The sequence below is a fragment of the Streptococcus salivarius genome (assembly GCF_002094975.1).
In the GTDB taxonomy this organism is placed as follows: Bacteria; Bacillota; Bacilli; order Lactobacillales; family Streptococcaceae; genus Streptococcus; species Streptococcus salivarius_D.
The window spans coordinates 1,722,454-1,738,948 of record NZ_CP015283.1; the positions used below are offsets into that span (position 1 = coordinate 1,722,454).

The following is a 16,495-nucleotide window of genomic DNA, read 5'->3' on the forward strand; positions in this document are numbered from 1 at the left end:
CTTCATCCTTTTTTCTTAAATATTATACGCACTACCGTGATTAAAGCTAGAAAAGTTCCAAGTCCAAGAAATAGCCAGGCAAGATTTTCAAAACCTGATTTATTGGCCAAAAGGGCACCGGAAAGTAGAAATCCCAATGTCAGCAAGGCTAAAACCAGATTATTTAAAACTTTCTCAAAGACTTTAATTCGACCTGAAAAGTTGATAAAATCATGGTTTACCACAATTCGTCCGTTTAAAATCTGCTCCAAGAGCTGATGCAGGCGACGCGGAATATTTTTTCCATTGCGAATCAGATAAAAGAGTTCAATCAAGATACTCTCTTTATTCAGGGCCTGCTTAAGCATGTCAGGGCCCATATTTTCTAGGAAATAATCCTTGGCCAGAGTCATCAAATCCATATTTGGGGCTAACTCTCGGAAAATACCTTCAATTTGAAGCGAAGCCTTCTCCAAAATGGTAATTTGAGAGGAAGCCTTAAGATGATTCTTCTGGAAAATAGCCAGTAGATCCTCTAGCAAATCTGTCATGGATAGACTTCCCAAGTCAACACCAGAATAACGACCCAGCATCTGCTCGACATCCTGACTTAGAACCGCACGGTTTAGAGCATTATCAAACTGGGTAACTGACAAGATAGCCTTAGTCATGCCGTCAACATCCTGAGCAGTAAAACTATATAGGATGTCATTTAAGGACGCACGCATCCCCACTTCCAACTCACCCATAATGCCAAAGTCAATGAAACAAATCTTGCCATCACGTACCAAGAGATTTCCAGGATGAGGATCACCATGAAAATAGCCGTCTTTGAAAACCTGCTTGATAAATGACAACATTAGTTTCTTACCCACGTCTTCCAGGTCATAGCCAGCCTCAAGCAGTTGACTGTAGTCATTAAGTGGAATCCCATCGATGTACTCTTCGACTATGAGGTGTGGCGTCGTGAAGGTATCATAAACCTTTGGGACACCTAGACAAGCAACAGCCCTGTTATTTGCCTTAAAACGCTTCATGGCCTCTGCTTCATTTCTGAAATCAAGTTCCTTAATTAGGGTTTCTCGCAGATTTTCCAAAACCTCCTGAACATCGACCATAGGTATAAAGTGCTTTGGAATATGGCGTGCAAGCTTAATGAGAAGCTGAATATCTTCCTTAACGACCTCATCAATACCAGGTCGCTGAATTTTTACAATCACTTCCTGACCAGACAACAATCTAGCCCTATGGGTCTGAGCTACAGAACCAGAAGCCAAGGGCTCTTCCGAGAAATCAAGGAAACTGTCAGAAAGCCCACTGGGTAATTCTCGCCTAATGGCAGTCATGACTTCCTCTTTATTCAAGGGAGGAACTGAGCTCTGGAGTTTTGATAATTCTCTGATATAGGCCTCTGGCAAAAGGTCAGAGCGTGTGGATAGGATTTGACCAATTTTAACAAAACTAGGTCCCAATTGCTCAAAGGCTTGGCGTAGCTTGACAGGTGTTGTCTGTTGGTCTTGAGGAAGGTGTTTTTCACGATAAGAAAGGAGACCAACTGACGAGAAAACCTTCAACACATGTCTCAATCGTTTACTTGCCATTTTAGTCTCCTTACATTTTATTTATTTTGACTGAGCAAAGCGTCAAGTTTTTCTTCAAGACGTTTCACGTCATCCTTAGTCGCATACTCAACTGAAGATTTCTTAGCATCAAGTTTATTCAAAAATTCTTGAGCTTCTTCCTTACTTTGACGTTTGAGCTCTTGTTCTAGTTCCTTACCTTCTTCAACAGTCAAGCGCCCCTTTTCAACCAACTCTTTGACAAAACTATCAGCTTTATCTACTGTCATAGCAGTCAATCCGATTCCAGCCAAGAGAACTTTTTTCAAATCATTCATTATCGTTACCTCCATCTAAGTAGGAAAAGCAAAGAAATAGACTAGCTACTTCTTCAGAAAATATAAGAACGTTTTCACACTTTTATTCTACCACTTTTTCAGAAAATGTGTTAATTAACATAAATTGCATTCTGTAGTAGTTTAATACTCGATATGCAAATATATTCGCCGAAATACTTATTTATCAATGTTGTACCCAAATACTAAATAAGAATCTCGAGCTTTTGCTGAGATTCTTAACGATTTTCTATTTGTAAAGAGCTTCACCATTACTTTCGATAACAGACTTATACCAAGCTAATGATTTTTTCTTATAACGAGCCAAGCTACCACTACCATCATCATTACGATCAACGTAGATGAAGCCATAACGCTTACTGAGTTCAGCCGTTGAAGCTGAGACCAAATCAATTGGTCCCCAAGTCGTATAGCCCCAAAGCTCCACACCATCTTGAAGAGCTTCACCTACTTGAATCAAGTGTTTTTGAAGGTAATCAATACGATAATCATCTTCAACTGTTGGACCATCAGGACCATCAACAAGGACATCCTTAGCACCCAAACCATTTTCGACGATAAACAATGGCAATTGATAACGATCATAGAAGTCATTCAAAACTAAACGAAGACCGATTGGATCGATAGCCCAACCCCACTCAGATTTCTCAAGGTAGGGATTTTCAACACCACCCATAATATTTCCTTTACCAATCGTATAGTCTTCTGGATTATATGCGGTTGCCACAGACATATAATAAGAGAATGAAATGAAATCAACAGTATTTTTCAAGATTTCTTCATCTTCAGGAGAGAATTGTATTTCAATACCATTATCTTTAAAATAGCGTTTAATATAGTTTGGATATTTCCCACGCGCATGGATATCTGAGAAGAGATAGTTTTGATTTTCAAACTCGTGAACAGCCAACTGATCCAAAGGATTAGCTGTCATACCATAGGCAGGCATGGCAAGAACCATACAACCAATCTTAAAATCAGGGTTGATGTCATGTCCGATCTTGGTTGCTGAAGCTGATGCGACTAATTCATGGTGGACTGCTTGGTAAAGATCCTGTTTAGAGAGCTCTTCCATAGGTGTCGCAATACCACCTGACATGAAAGGTGCATGTAGAACAGAGTTCACTTCATTAAAGGTCAACCAATATTTGACCTTATCTTTATAGCGTGTGAAGACTGTACGGACATAGTTTTCATAAAAACCAATCAATTTACGATTTGTCCATCCATTGTATTCACGTGCTAAGTTTAGAGGTGTTTCATAGTGAGACAAGGTTACAAGCGGTTCAATGCCATACTTAGCCAATTCATCAAAGACTTTATCATAGAAGTCTAGACCAGCTTCATTTGGCTCAGCATCATCACCATTTGGGAAAATACGAGACCATGCAATTGACATACGAAAGACCTTGAAGCCCATCTCTGCAAAAAGTGCTATGTCCTCTTTATAACGGTGATAGAAATCTATACCTTCTAGCTTTAGATTATCTGGTGTTGGGTGGTCTGTGATCAAAGGATTCAAAGACCCAGGTTCAAGTGGAACACCGCCCTTTGGCGTCACATCCTGCACAGACAATCCTTTGCCATCTAAGTTATAAGCACCTTCAAATTGGTTGGCAGCTGTTGCACCACCCCAGAGAAATTCTTTTGGAAATGTATAAGTCATCTTTTATCTCCTCGTCTTGTTTAATATACTAATAGTATAACACTTAGAAAACGATTACACTTATACTATCTTATTGACATCTGATACTATAGTACGAAAAAAACAGACCCAAGTCTGTTTTAATTAATCATTATTTTCAATAGTATTTGCTGCTTTGGCTTCTTCTCGCCTAACAACATTATCTTTAACAATCTGATAAAGGGTAGCGGCTACTGGCACAGAAACCAACATGCCCAAGATACCACCCAAGGCAGAACCTATGGTGATAGCGAAGATAACCCAAATACCAGGAAGTCCGGTAGAGCCACCAACCACATAAGGATAGATGAGATTTCCTTCAAACTGCTGCAAAATAACCACGTAGGCAATAAACAAAAGTGCCAAGGTCACAGAGTGCGTCATAATCAAGATGGTACCAATCGTCACACCGATATAGGCCCCTACAACTGGAATCATAGCTGAAAAACCAATCAGGATAGAGATAGTCGCAGCGTATGGAAAATCAAAGATACGCATCCCAATATAACACAAGGTTCCCAAGATACAAGCCTCAATCGACTGATAAACAAAGAAATTGCGGAAGCGATTATTGAGAATAGCAACCACATAGTGGAAAGTCTTACCATAACGTCCTAAATAGACATCTACCAAACGATTGACCTGATTTCCAAGTTTTTCTTTCCCAGCCAAAACATAGCAAGAAAAGACGATACTAATAAAGAGATTAATCAAAGTTGATGGTAGACTCGTTAACGAAGTCAAGAAGCTTGTCAAACCATTCATGATTTGTTGAAGCAACTGAGCACTGTAGCTATTGATTAGCTCTCTAACCTGTGTCACACCACCAAGATCTTGAATAATCTTTTGCAAGGACTTGTTTTTAAGCAGCCAATTAATCAAGTTATTAATAGCTGAACGGTCTTGACTAATCAAGGTGTTGATACTGTCAATCAAATCGGGAAGAACAGTGAATACGACCCAAGTAAAGACCAAACCAATGGTAGCCAATGCAGAGAGCAGAGCAATTGGACGCTTGATCTTAGCGATAAAACCAAATGGAATAAACTTAACCAGTAGCTTCTCATAAAAAGACATCAGGATATTGACCACAAAGGCAATCCCTGCTCCAACCAGGAAGGGCTGACTGGCAATGTAAATAGTGTTACAAATTGAAACAACGGTTTCCCAGTAAGTATAAATCAAGAAACAGCTGAAAAAGAGGACAGCTAACCAAATGAACTGATTTTTTGTAAATTTCATAGGTACTCCAAAATTTAAAATACCCTTCCATTATACACTAAGAAAGGGTTTCTTACTATCTTTGATCGTAGAAAGCCGCTAAAATTCCACCAACTCTTGATCAGCTATTGGATCAATCAGCTTGACAAAGTAGAAGCTAGATCCATCGTAATCAAAAACTAAGATGGCACAATTGCCTGGACACGACTCAAAGGCCCTCTCTGGCTCCACGGCATGAAGAAAAGTCATCAAGGCTCCAGCGTGACTAACAGCTAAAATAGATTGGTTAGGATGCTTATCTACTATCTCCTTAGCACTCGCAACCACACGCGCAACGAACTGATCTTGACTTTCTCCACCAAACTGGGCATAGTGGTCACCAAAATGCCCCACAACAGATGTCTTGGGATGAAGATACTCTGGCTGACCCTCAAAGATACCAAAATGCATTTCTTTAAGTCCCTTAACACGTTGATAATCAGAACGCCCAGTCGCCAATTCAATGGTATCAGAAGCTCTTTCGGTTGTCGTGCAATAATACTGATCAAAGGTCATATCATGTTTTTCAAAATAAGCACGGACCTGACGAGCTTGGTCCCGACCTTTCTCAGTCAAGGGAGAATCACACCAACCTTGAATCCGATTAAGTGTGTTAAAAAGTGTTTGTCCATGTCTCATTAAATAGAGTCGTGTCATTCTTCGCCTCCATAGATATACTCTTCTTCTACAGGATTATATACTGAAAGCAATTCAAATTGACCTTTATCATAAGTAAAATGTAAGATGCAACAATTTTTAAGACCACGAATATCTAGGTCGGGATTTAAAACACGTCTACAGAACTGCAAAATAGATGGTCCATGACTAACTAGCAAGGACTTAGAACCATCGGCCACACTCTCCATGATGGCCCTAATAGTTAACTCCATACGATCCCGAACCTGGGTCGTACTCTCACCACCAAATTGAACAAAGTAATCACCAAAGCCTTGGCCATCAGGTAAGGTTTTAGGAGTAAGATACTCTGGCTGGCCCTCAAAAGCTCCAAAATCCTGTCCCTTAAGACCTTTAAGTCTTTCATAGTCTGTTCGTCCAGTCACAATTTCTAGAGTATCACTGGCTCTCTCAGAAGTTGACGTAAAGACATGATCAAAAATCGGCTCCTGCTTGACTAGATACTGACCAGCCTTTTTAGCCTGTTCAATCCCGACTTCCGTCAAAGGGGCATCGCAGACCCCCTGAAGTCTATGCTGAACATTAAACCGTGTTTGTCCATGCCTCATTAAATAAAATTCTTTCATAATGTTACCTCTAAACCAGAAATCGGATCAATCACCTGAAGAAGCTCCAATTGACCTTGGTTATAATCATAAACACAAATATTACAATTTCCAAAGCCCACTCCTTCAGGAAAGGCCAAGTCCATGAAAATGATTAATCCCCATAGAGCCGCCCCATGACTGACGAATAGGAGATTCTCAGCACCATCTTTAGTGTGTGCTTCTGCTTTCTCTAACACAGTCTTCAAGACCCTCTGACCGACCTCGCGAATATCTTCACCACCGTATGGGACCAAGAGATCTTCAAAGGATCGTGAACCTGGTCGATGTTTGGGGAGGAGGTGCTCTGGTTGAGCTTCAAAAGATCCAAAGTTCATTTCTTTTATTCCCTTGAGCTGGGTTACCGAATAGTCAGGCGCCACAATCTTTGCCGTATCAGTCGCCCTCTCTTGCGTAGAGGAGTAGACAGCATCAAAAGAAATACCTTTCTTTGCAAAGTACTGTTTCGCTTGTTCTGCCTGCCAAATCCCATTTTCAGTCAAGGGAGAGTCACACCAGCCCTGAACACGCTTTTGCGTATTAAACAGTGTCTCACCATGTCTCATTAAATATAACTTCATTACTCTACCACCCTATCTTTAAACCAATCCTAAATAATCTTCTAAGACAGTCAATACTCCTTGGTCTTTGTGGTGGGGAGCAATCTGATCAGCCACTTGTAAAATAGCTGGACTGGCATTTTCCATAGCATAAGAGTGGCCAGCCATTTGCAAGAGCTCAAGATCATTGTCTCCATCACCGAAAGCCATGACATTGGACTCAGACAAGCCCCAGTGTTTAAGAAGCTGCTTGAGTCCCCAAGCCTTATGCATGCCTTTTTGAATGAAGTCAATAGCACCAAAACCACTGGGAACAGCAACTAGATTGCCATCAAAATCACGATTAAAAGCCTGTGAAACACGATTAGCCTCTTCAGGACTCAGCAACATGGTAATCTTGATAAAATCATCATCTAAATCCTCCAGCCCATTCAAACGTTGAATGGATGCTTCCATGGCGGCTTGCTCTTCTTCTGTTATCATCTCAGCAAAATTGACCCTAGACCCTTTTAACATATAGGAGCCTTGAGCACCATTAAATATAGTTGGCCTATCCAACAAATCATAATTAAAATAGCTTAGCAAGTTTTCAACATCATTTAATGCCATGAACTCCTGACACAGAAGTTTGCCATAGCTAACCACCTGACCACCATTTTCAGCTACAAAATGCAGTCGGTCAAAAGTCTCCGCAAACATGGGTTTAAGGCGACTCATACTATTACCTGATGCAACGACAAAGTGCATATCACGCGCATCCATAGCATCTAAAATCTGACTAAAACGCTCCTTGTCATAGCTCCCTTTATCGTCTAAAAATGTACCATCCATATCTGTTGCAATCACCTTAATGGTCATAAAGCACCTCCTTGACTAACTTATCCCTATTATAACCCTTTTAGAAAACGCTTACCAGTACCATGCTAGGAAAAACTGATACTATTCTTGGATATAAAAAAAGATTCCATTGGAATCTCTTAAATAAGGCTCTATAATTTCTGTAGTGGGTAAAAGTACTGTAGAGATTATAGAGCTGCTTTTTAAGTGTACACAAAAAGTCCCGAAAAAGACAATCGACAATAGCTTCAACTAAGCCACATACGATTGCCTCTATACATCGTCTCATTCGAACAATATATTACCTCTTTTTGATCTTTACGAAAAAAATTTACTTTTTATTATATATAGTCTACTTTAAATTCCCAAATACATTCTTTATTGTTTTATCCCTAAGTAAAAGAAGTAAAGAAACATAAATTAAAAAGAACAACAAGCCTGATACAGTTAACTGAATAAGAGCATCCTTATAAATAAAAAGTGACCTAGTTAATAATAATATTAAAGCTGAAATAATAGCTGAAATAATAAATTTAAAGATTGAGCTAACAGAGATACTTTTTTGTAAGAAATCTATAGAGTATTTAACCTGTATAACCATCTGAGTAATCTCTGCAAACAAGGTTGCTAAGCCTCCCCCTAAGATTCCATATTTCGGCATGAGCAAAAAATTTAATATTAAATTAACAAATGCACCACTGCTTACTGCAAGCATAAAATATTTTTCTCGTCCTGTCGGAATCAAAATTTGATTTCCAGTAATATTTGAAAAGCCTGAAATTAACAATATAGGCATTAGAACTTGCATAGTTAATGTTGCATCTAGATATTTATTACCTCCTAAAAGTAATATACTATCTCTTGCTTCGATTAGAAAAAAAACAGTTAATGGTATTGATATTAAAAAAATCACTGAAATGGATTCTCGTAAAACTTCTCTAAATTTTGAAATATCTTTCTGACTAATATAGAACGAAAAGCGAGGTAATAAAACAGTGCTAATAGAAGTAACTAATGATAGTAAAATCCATTTAACTTTAGTAGCAACTGAATAAAGACCGACTGCTGAATTACCACTAATAAACCCTAACATCACCGTGTCTAAGTTTGTATATACATTTACCGCCAAAAGAGATGCGAATAAATACCACATGGGTTTTAGATGATGTTTGAATTTAAGATCATTTCTTAATTTAAAAGATATAAATTTCCTACTTTGAAGAATATTTAAGATATTGGAACTTAATATAGAAAATAAAGTTATACTAGCATATACGATATAATCGTTGGGCTTTTTAACCAATAAAAAAGTAAGAATCAATGATATAAACTTTAATAAGATTGACCTTTTTGTTATATAAGAATATTCTTCTATGCCACTGTAAAACCAATTAAGTGAAAAAGGTGAAGCCAATACAGTAACACAAGTAATGACTAACAACGCCATTTCAGATCTTAATTGTTCTATCCCCATTGCTAATAACAATAGTAAAACTGAAACAATGATTGCCATAAATAAATTAACTAATAATAACTCTTGAAATACTTTAGTTAATTTATTTTTATCATTACGAACCTTTGCAATAGCACGAATACCATAGGTAGAAATTCCGAGCGATGCTACTAAAGTACAGTAACTACTGATTGAAGTAAAAAAAGAAGTTACCCCAACTCCAGTGGGGTTTAAAACTCTAGAAATGTACGGAAAAGTAATTAGAGGAAAAACAATATTTGACAAAGTTAGTAAAACATTCAATATTGCATTAATTTTAATTGATTTCTCTTTCATTATTATATTCCATTTCTCAATTTCAAAATAAAGCGTTTTAAAAAGAAGACGAAATAACAATACATTTTTGAGAAAATTTTCCCAAAACTTATCTTATAAAAAGCCATATATGCAAAATCGACCCAAAGAAAGTCCATCTTTAAAAGAAATAATGATTTCTTTGAAAGTCTTACTTTCTTTTTTATAACAACTTCACCAAAATTTTCTATTACATTATCACGTAATCTTTCCTTTAAAAGGAATAATTTAGGAGCGAAGACACATTCCTTTTTTAAAGAATTAATAATAAATAAATTATAACAATCATACGGAAGTTTACAAGAATTACTATACCCTTCCAATAAAGTTTTAAATCCCGTAATCATATTTTCTTGGTAGCTATGTACCATTTCATAAACTTTAACATGTTTCCGGTCATTATCAAGGATTGGAATTACTTTTCCATTAGTTGACTTATACGCAATTGTCGGGCCATGATCAGCTACAAAAATATCCTCATAAAATTCATAATTTCTACTAATAATATCAAAAAACTCCGTCTTCTCAGGAAAATCATTAAACATTATACCGAACTTATTCTTTTTCGAAATGTTATCATTATCTTGATATTTAAGACCAAAATAATACCCTATAATAATTTTATCAGATAACGCCCTTTGAATATTATCTTGAATTGTACCTTTCCAACCTATATCAACCAAATAAATAGTATCATCACTAGTTAAACTATTCACATAATCTCTAAAATTCGAGCTCTTTGATTTCTCAAACATATATCTCTTAAGAAAAACAGGGTTGGATTTCAGTAACTCTAAAAGCTTGGAATTTTTTTCAAGAGTCTCCTTAATTTCAACTCTTAAATCACCAGCTATCTGTTTAATCTCTTCATCTGAAAAATTTAAATTCAGAAGAAAATTTTCTAAACTAATTTTTTTATATTGTCTAAAAATGATATCAAAATCTTCAACATCAGGATTAGTTAAAGATGGAATTAACGTTGAACGTCTTGAAACATAAAAATAATATGTTTGAATCTTATTCTTATGTAAAAAAGTACTTTGATAAAGATCAAATAATTCCTTTAATAACTGACCTTCACGTGAACAGAATAAAACTTTGGTCACTCTATCCTTTGTAAGTTGAACATGTAATTTCGAAACAAAATATAAAATGTCTGCTAAGAATCCATTAAATGGAGCATTCTCGGCATCGGAAAAAAGAACATCTTTATAAAGTTTCTCAAGTCCTTTATCGTCAATTAAACTATCTTCAACTGGAGTATACTCTCTAAAATATGCGTTTAACCCTATATTACTGGGATTAACGAAGTCAGAGATATAATTATCACCAATCATAGTTACTTGGTGAGGCTCCAGTCCTGTTATAGATAAGAATTTTTCAAACAACCTACCACTAGATTTACGTGCATTATATTCGCTAGAAACTATAATATCTTCGAAATAATGTTTTATACCTAAATGTTCCAAAATCTTACCTATAAGCTTACTATCGGCATAGAAATCGGAAATAACGTATAATTTTTTCCCATTTTCATAATGAAATTTTATAATATCTAAAATTTCATTATCTATATAAATATGCTCTATTTCTAAAAGTACTTCTAACTCTTTCGAAAACTCAACAAAATCTTCAATATCAGGAAAATATTCTGATTTAGAAAGATTCTTTAACCTATTATAAAGCTCAGCTAAGAGATCTTGATAAGCAACTTCTTCTAAGCCATTACTTTTTTTTCAGTTTCAATTTTCTTTCTTATTTGATAAATTACAGATGAACTAATCGAAAATCTTAAATAGCACGAAACCTCTTTGGCCCACTTAAATAAAATAATTTCAGGATTACAATCACGATGAACAATAGTATCAAAGAAATCGAACGCGACAATGTTGGTCTTAATTTTTTTATAATCAATTACAGACATCATTTCACCTAATTATCTAATAAAATTTCAACAATCTGTTTACAAGCCGTACCATCACCATAAGGATTGCTAGCTTCACTCATTTTATTGTACTCAGTTTGATCTTCCAGCAATCGCCTGAAATTATTATAGATGTTTTCCTCACTTGTTCCAACTAATTTCAAGGTTCCGGCAGCGACACCTTCAGGACGTTCTGTTGTATCTCGCATCACTAACACAGGTTTGCCTAACGAAGGTGCTTCTTCTTGAACGCCACCTGAATCCGTTAAAATCATATAACTTTGGTTCATGAAATTATGAAAATCAATCACTTCCAAAGGTTCAATAATTTTTATTCGTTCATTATTTCCAAATACTTTATTGGCTAATTCACGAACTTTGGGATTCTTATGAATCGGATAAACCACCTTCACATCTTCGAATTCATCCAAAATACGATTGACCGCTCGGAACATATGCTCCATTGGTTCACCCAGATTTTCACGACGATGCGCTGTCAACATAATGAGCTTACTTCCTTTGGCCCAATCTAAAATAGGATGGCTATAATCATTTTGAACTGTAGTCTTCAAGGCATCAATTACAGTATTCCCAGTAACGAAAATGTTCTCTCGACCTTCTCTCACTAGGTTTTCTTTTGAAACCTCTGTAGGAGCAAAGTTGTAATCAGAAACTATAGACGTTGCTTGACGATTAAATTCTTCTGGAAACGGACTATGTAAATTATAAGTTCGAAGGCCTGCCTCAACATGCCCTACTTTAATACCTTTATAAAATGCTGCTAGAGCTGTTACAAAGGTCGTCGTTGTATCACCATGAACTAGAACAATATCTGGTTTTTCTTCATCTAAAACTGATTGTATTTTATCTAAAATAGATGTTGTTATTGTAAATAGTGTCTGATTGGTTTTCATGACACCTAGGTCATAATCAGGTATAATCTTAAAAACATCTAAAACTTGTTCTAGCATTTCCTTGTGTTGACCAGTAACGCACACTACTGTTTCAATAGTAGTATGCTGTTTCAGTTCTTTAACTAAGGGACACATTTTAATCGCTTCTGGGCGCGTTCCAAAAACCAACATTACTTTTTTCATTTTACACCTTCCAATATATTAATCATTTTCAATCACAATAAACGGATATTTCGAATCAATTACTCCTCTTATACCATCAACGTAATACCTAATAATCTTAATATTTTTTTCTTTTCCTAAAAGAAGACGATAAGTAAATCTAAAAAGTAGATACATCAGAAATCTAATATATTTAATTTTGCTATTTATATTTCTTTTAACGAAAACTACTTTATTTCTATTCATCAAATACTCTTGTAATCCATTTATAGCATTAATAGATACCGATCCCTTGTGGTAAATATAGTAGTCCGTTAGACATATATTTTTAAACCCTTGTTCTTTGGCCTTGTAACACCACTCGGTCTCCTCATAAAATAAAAAATAACTCTCCGGTATATACCCTAACTTTTTAAGAACTTCAGTTCTGAATAACATACAGGCACCACCGATATAATCGCTCTCAACAATGGGAGGTAATTTTCTTCTTGAAACTTTATTATTTTTCAGATTAACGTATCCTTTTTCAATACAAATATCACCTCCAGTAGATTGAACTAAATCATCATCTTTATATTCCACAAGTGCTGGACTTATAAAAGCAATTGAACTATCATTCTTCAAGAAATCAACACAGGGTGTTAAAAAATCAATATCAATAACAGTATCATTGTTTAATATACATATATATATATATCCTCGGCTTTCAGCAATTTTTATACCAATGTTGTTACCATTAGCATATCCTCGGTTCACCTTATTGGGAATAATTTCAACATCATTCAAGCATTTTCTCAATTGACTAACACTATCATTAGAAGAGTTATTATCAACTACAATAATGTCGTACATATCACGTCGAATCGTTGACTGTAAACTATGAATACAATTAATCGTATCGGTGTAATTATTATAATTTAGAATGATAAAACATACTTTATTTAACATTTATCTCTCCTTAGTCAACTGATAATCATAAAAGAATATTAATGCAAAGATCAACACTAAAGAGTAAATCCTCTGACTACCAAATATGTTTAATGATGCGGCAGTTACCAATATGTTAGTCAACAAACCTATAAATAGAGAACATTCACATATATATTTTTTATTCTTTGTTCTTCTTATCAAGGTCACCAATTTATATATCAAATAACCATATAAAAAGAAAGAAAGTATTCCAAATTGAACGAAAAGTTCTACGAATCCCAAGTCGTCAAGATACATCTGAACCATACCGGGACCAAACAGTATAGAAAAACTATTTGCGTTTAAGGAGGTTAATATACCTAATCCGTATATCCAATGATTGTCTCTCAACAAACTCAAATAATACTTAAGTTCCCAATATCTAAATCCTAAGCCCAAATCAGTAGATCCATTATTAAACAGATTAATATACCCTTTTATCAAGTCTAAGCCACCAGTTAATAAAAAGCATACTATTCCTGCAATAATACAAAAAAGATAAAAATGCATATAAGGTTTTTTATAGTATAAATACATTAAAAACATTGATAACAACTGAGGGAAGATTAACATACGAGTTTGATTTACAAAAACTACAAAAATCATCATAAAAAGTAGTTTATAAAAATACTTTCTTTCACCATACTTTAAGAAAAAGTAAAAGGATAAAAAAAGTGCTATAGAAATTAGAGGTGTGCCATCAATTCGAATAGAAGTTTCATTTCTATACCATAACTTTCCAAACTCCATCAATATTTTTGGAAACAATTGAAATTTAAGTAATGAAAATGACAGCCATGATATAAAACGAATAACCAATGAAACAAGTAAAATGTTTATTGTATTATCAATTACTCGTTTCATCTTTTTTTCATTATTCCCAAATAAATAAATTAAAGTAAAGAATAATAAAACCCAAATATATTGTCTTATAGCATAAAAATATTCGATAAATGAATAAGAATAAGAACTTGCGGCTTTTATCGATGAAAATAATACACACAAAATATATGCAGCACCAAAAAAAAACGCAGACCTAGATATATACCTTCTATTAGCTATTAAAAGTGGAAGCATAAGGATAATAATAAAAATAGAGATAAGTGTAAGTAAATTCCTATGAATAAATAAACTTACATTTAAAAACAAGAATAATCCCACCGAAAATGCTACAGAAATGTAATACAACAGCTCCATTAATTCTATACGAAAGCTTCTCAATTTTTCCTCCCAGAATATGTTAAATACAGATTATAATTTTTCAATCAATGCTTCTATTCTTGAAATTCGATTTTCCCAACTATTACAATTCAAGAAATCTTCTCTCATCTTTTCATTGTATTTAATTTCTTTTGATTGCATTAATATTTCAAGCTGACTCTTAAATTCGTCATAACCATCGTAAGAATAAGTAAATTTACTAAATCTTTCTATCTCCTTATAACTTATCGTCAAGATATCCTTATTAAAGTTTATGTACTCATACAATTTTACGGGATCAACTGCTTCCACAATATCATTTAATTTAAATGGCATAATCAACGCATCAGCATCTTTGATATTAGAATAGATATCTTTGTGATCTACACTACCAACATACTTTATTCTTTCATTTTCGGGAATTGTAACTCCACTTACTGGTCCTATCAAACGATATTCAATATTCTTAAAATCTTTTAAACTTTTCAACAAAATATCGAAATCAAACCAATGACTTATTGTACCAACATAAGCTAAAACATTTTTTTTTGCTTTTCTTTTTTCAGCTGGAACATCTAATATATCTCCATTGTAGCCGTTTCTAACAACTTCAATTTTAGACTCATCTAGTACCTCTTGATAATCTTTCAACAGATTTGATAGTAATCTTTCACTAGATACTAAAATTAGATCTGCCCTAGCAATTAATTTAGTTTCAAGTTTCTTGATTCGTTGCTGCTCGTTATTTTCAGTAATGAAAGCAGTATGATAATCCATACAGTCATAAATGACCTTTCCTTTATAGTTATTATCAAATCTTTCAAATTGATTAGGATGTGTTAAATAAACAATATCTGGATCAAAGTTTCTAGCTACTTTTTTTATCTTTCGGGAAACAATCCAATCATTTACTGCCTTAAGTTTTGCAAATCTAGTTACAAAGGGGATACTATAAATTCGAGAAAGCTTCACACTATTTTCATTCCTATTTAGAGTAAGACCTTTTCTATTATACCAATACCGATAAAGAACTTCCACATGGTGATTCTTAGACAATCCTTCTGCAATAAAGTGAGGTCGTTGCTTTATCCAATTCCACTCAACGTTCATTACATAAAGTATTTTTTTCATGTTATTTTTCCTTCCCCATCAATTCTAAGAAATAACTAGTAGATTCAAAATTACACTTATTTGAAAAGATGGTTTTTTCTACCAAATTTGAATATACCTGATTTGTCGCAACATTTTGATGATGGAGAACTTTTATCTCTGGTGTATATAAACGCTTGTATCCTTTTTTTTCACATTCATAGTCCAGAATTTCTGTTTCAAAATAGAAAAACGTATTTGGATTAAAAGCAAACTCCTCATTTTTTATATAATCTTTAGAGTATACGATAAAAGAGCCATGTAAAATTGGATTTACGACGGTTTTCTTATAATTGGTTTCTGAGTTTCTTCTTTTCTGATAGATAAGTGTTCGTAATTTTTTACTTGCTTTAAGCCAACACTTTATTTTCAAAGAAAGACTAATCTGACTTTCTTTTTTAAATTTTTGATTCAATTTCTTGACTTCATCATAAGTATAATGCGAACATCGTTTTGGATTCTGATGAAGATGATAAGTCGTTGAATAAATATCAGGACCGAGTAAATGAAATTTTTCTCGGTCATATATTTCACTAACTTTTTCCTCAAAATTGTTAGTTTCTATTTCTACATCATTGTTCATAATGACAATAAAATCCGGTTTATATTTGAATTTAGAATATTGATAAGCGACATTATTTCCTCTAGCAAATCCTAAATTTTTATCATTTATTAACACATCAATTTCTTCATCATCTTTATAAAATTCCTGTAACTGTTCACCTGTTCCGTTATTTGAGAAATTATCAATGATGATTATTTTTTTCTGATTGCAATTACTTTCCCGTATAGATTTCACACAAGAAACCGTCTCATCATAAACCTTGTAATGTAAAATAATATAACAAAACAAAT

15 protein-coding genes and 1 pseudogene are annotated in these 16,495 nt (G+C 34.3%); 1 reads left to right on the plus strand and 15 read right to left on the minus strand.

The annotated features are described in order from the left end of the window. Positions 1 to 2: 2 nt before the first annotated feature. The 8 genes from V471_RS08025 to V471_RS08060 all read right to left on the minus strand — a co-directional run bounded on the left by V471_RS08025 (position 3) and on the right by V471_RS08060 (position 7,536). Positions 3 to 1,580 carry an ABC1 kinase family protein gene (locus V471_RS08025; RefSeq protein ID WP_004182566.1) on the minus strand — a complete coding sequence of 526 codons (1,578 nt, stop codon included), beginning with the start codon at positions 1,578 to 1,580 and terminating at the stop codon, positions 3 to 5. 17 nt (positions 1,581 to 1,597) lie between these two features. Further along, positions 1,598 to 1,876: a phasin family protein gene (locus V471_RS08030; RefSeq protein WP_004182567.1), complete on the minus strand. Its 279-nt coding sequence runs from the start codon at positions 1,874 to 1,876 to the stop codon at positions 1,598 to 1,600. A 247-nt stretch (positions 1,877 to 2,123) separates the two neighbouring features. Further along, entirely contained in the window at positions 2,124 to 3,560 is a 1,437-nt protein-coding gene (locus V471_RS08035; RefSeq protein ID WP_084871384.1) for a glycoside hydrolase family 1 protein, read from the minus strand. A gap of 123 nt (positions 3,561 to 3,683) precedes the next feature. Further along, entirely contained in the window at positions 3,684 to 4,820 is a 1,137-nt protein-coding gene (locus V471_RS08040) for an AI-2E family transporter (RefSeq protein WP_004182569.1), read from the minus strand. A 78-nt stretch (positions 4,821 to 4,898) separates the two neighbouring features. Next, positions 4,899 to 5,495, minus strand: a complete 597-nt coding sequence (locus V471_RS08045; protein ID WP_004182570.1) for a histidine phosphatase family protein — start codon at positions 5,493 to 5,495, stop codon at positions 4,899 to 4,901. Beyond that, positions 5,492 to 6,100, minus strand: a complete 609-nt coding sequence (locus tag V471_RS08050; protein ID WP_004182571.1) for a histidine phosphatase family protein — start codon at positions 6,098 to 6,100, stop codon at positions 5,492 to 5,494. Before V471_RS08050 ends, V471_RS08045 begins: the two co-directional genes overlap by 4 nt. Beyond that, positions 6,097 to 6,699, minus strand: a complete 603-nt coding sequence (locus V471_RS08055; protein ID WP_004182572.1) for a histidine phosphatase family protein — start codon at positions 6,697 to 6,699, stop codon at positions 6,097 to 6,099. Before V471_RS08055 ends, V471_RS08050 begins: the two co-directional genes overlap by 4 nt. Before the next feature lie 18 nt (positions 6,700 to 6,717). Then, positions 6,718 to 7,536, minus strand: coding sequence for a Cof-type HAD-IIB family hydrolase (locus tag V471_RS08060; protein ID WP_049554298.1), 819 nt, complete (start codon positions 7,534 to 7,536; stop codon positions 6,718 to 6,720). Positions 7,537 to 7,712: 176 nt separating this feature from the next. Between V471_RS08060 and V471_RS11440 the strand changes: the two are divergent. Further along, positions 7,713 to 7,850 (plus strand): annotated as a pseudogene (locus V471_RS11440) (IS110 family transposase); the annotation flags it as partial. 17 nt (positions 7,851 to 7,867) lie between these two features. Here V471_RS11440 and V471_RS08065 read toward each other — a convergent pair. The 7 genes from V471_RS08065 to V471_RS08095 form a co-directional block, all read right to left on the minus strand. Beyond that, positions 7,868 to 9,304, minus strand: a complete 1,437-nt coding sequence (locus V471_RS08065) for a flippase (RefSeq protein WP_004182574.1) — start codon at positions 9,302 to 9,304, stop codon at positions 7,868 to 7,870. 2 nt (positions 9,305 to 9,306) lie between these two features. After that, entirely contained in the window at positions 9,307 to 10,959 is a 1,653-nt protein-coding gene (locus tag V471_RS08070) for an HAD family hydrolase (RefSeq protein ID WP_332309267.1), read from the minus strand. Positions 10,960 to 11,254: 295 nt separating this feature from the next. Further along, positions 11,255 to 12,343 (minus strand): non-hydrolyzing UDP-N-acetylglucosamine 2-epimerase, encoded by a 1,089-nt coding sequence (gene wecB / locus V471_RS08075; RefSeq protein ID WP_084871385.1) that lies wholly within the window; start codon positions 12,341 to 12,343, stop codon positions 11,255 to 11,257. Positions 12,344 to 12,361: 18 nt separating this feature from the next. Continuing rightward, complete coding sequence (locus tag V471_RS08080) at positions 12,362 to 13,270, minus strand: glycosyltransferase family 2 protein (RefSeq protein WP_004182577.1); 909 nt, start codon at positions 13,268 to 13,270, stop codon at positions 12,362 to 12,364. Continuing rightward, positions 13,271 to 14,512, minus strand: a complete 1,242-nt coding sequence (locus tag V471_RS08085; protein ID WP_037605573.1) for a hypothetical protein — start codon at positions 14,510 to 14,512, stop codon at positions 13,271 to 13,273. It abuts the gene before it with no gap. A 30-nt stretch (positions 14,513 to 14,542) separates the two neighbouring features. Then, a complete protein-coding gene (locus V471_RS08090; RefSeq protein ID WP_084871386.1) occupies positions 14,543 to 15,622 on the minus strand; it encodes a glycosyltransferase in 1,080 nt (359 codons plus the stop codon). A 1-nt stretch (position 15,623) separates the two neighbouring features. Further along, positions 15,624 to 16,493, minus strand: a complete 870-nt coding sequence (locus V471_RS08095) for a glycosyltransferase (protein ID WP_013990657.1) — start codon at positions 16,491 to 16,493, stop codon at positions 15,624 to 15,626. Positions 16,494 to 16,495 lie beyond the last annotated feature (2 nt).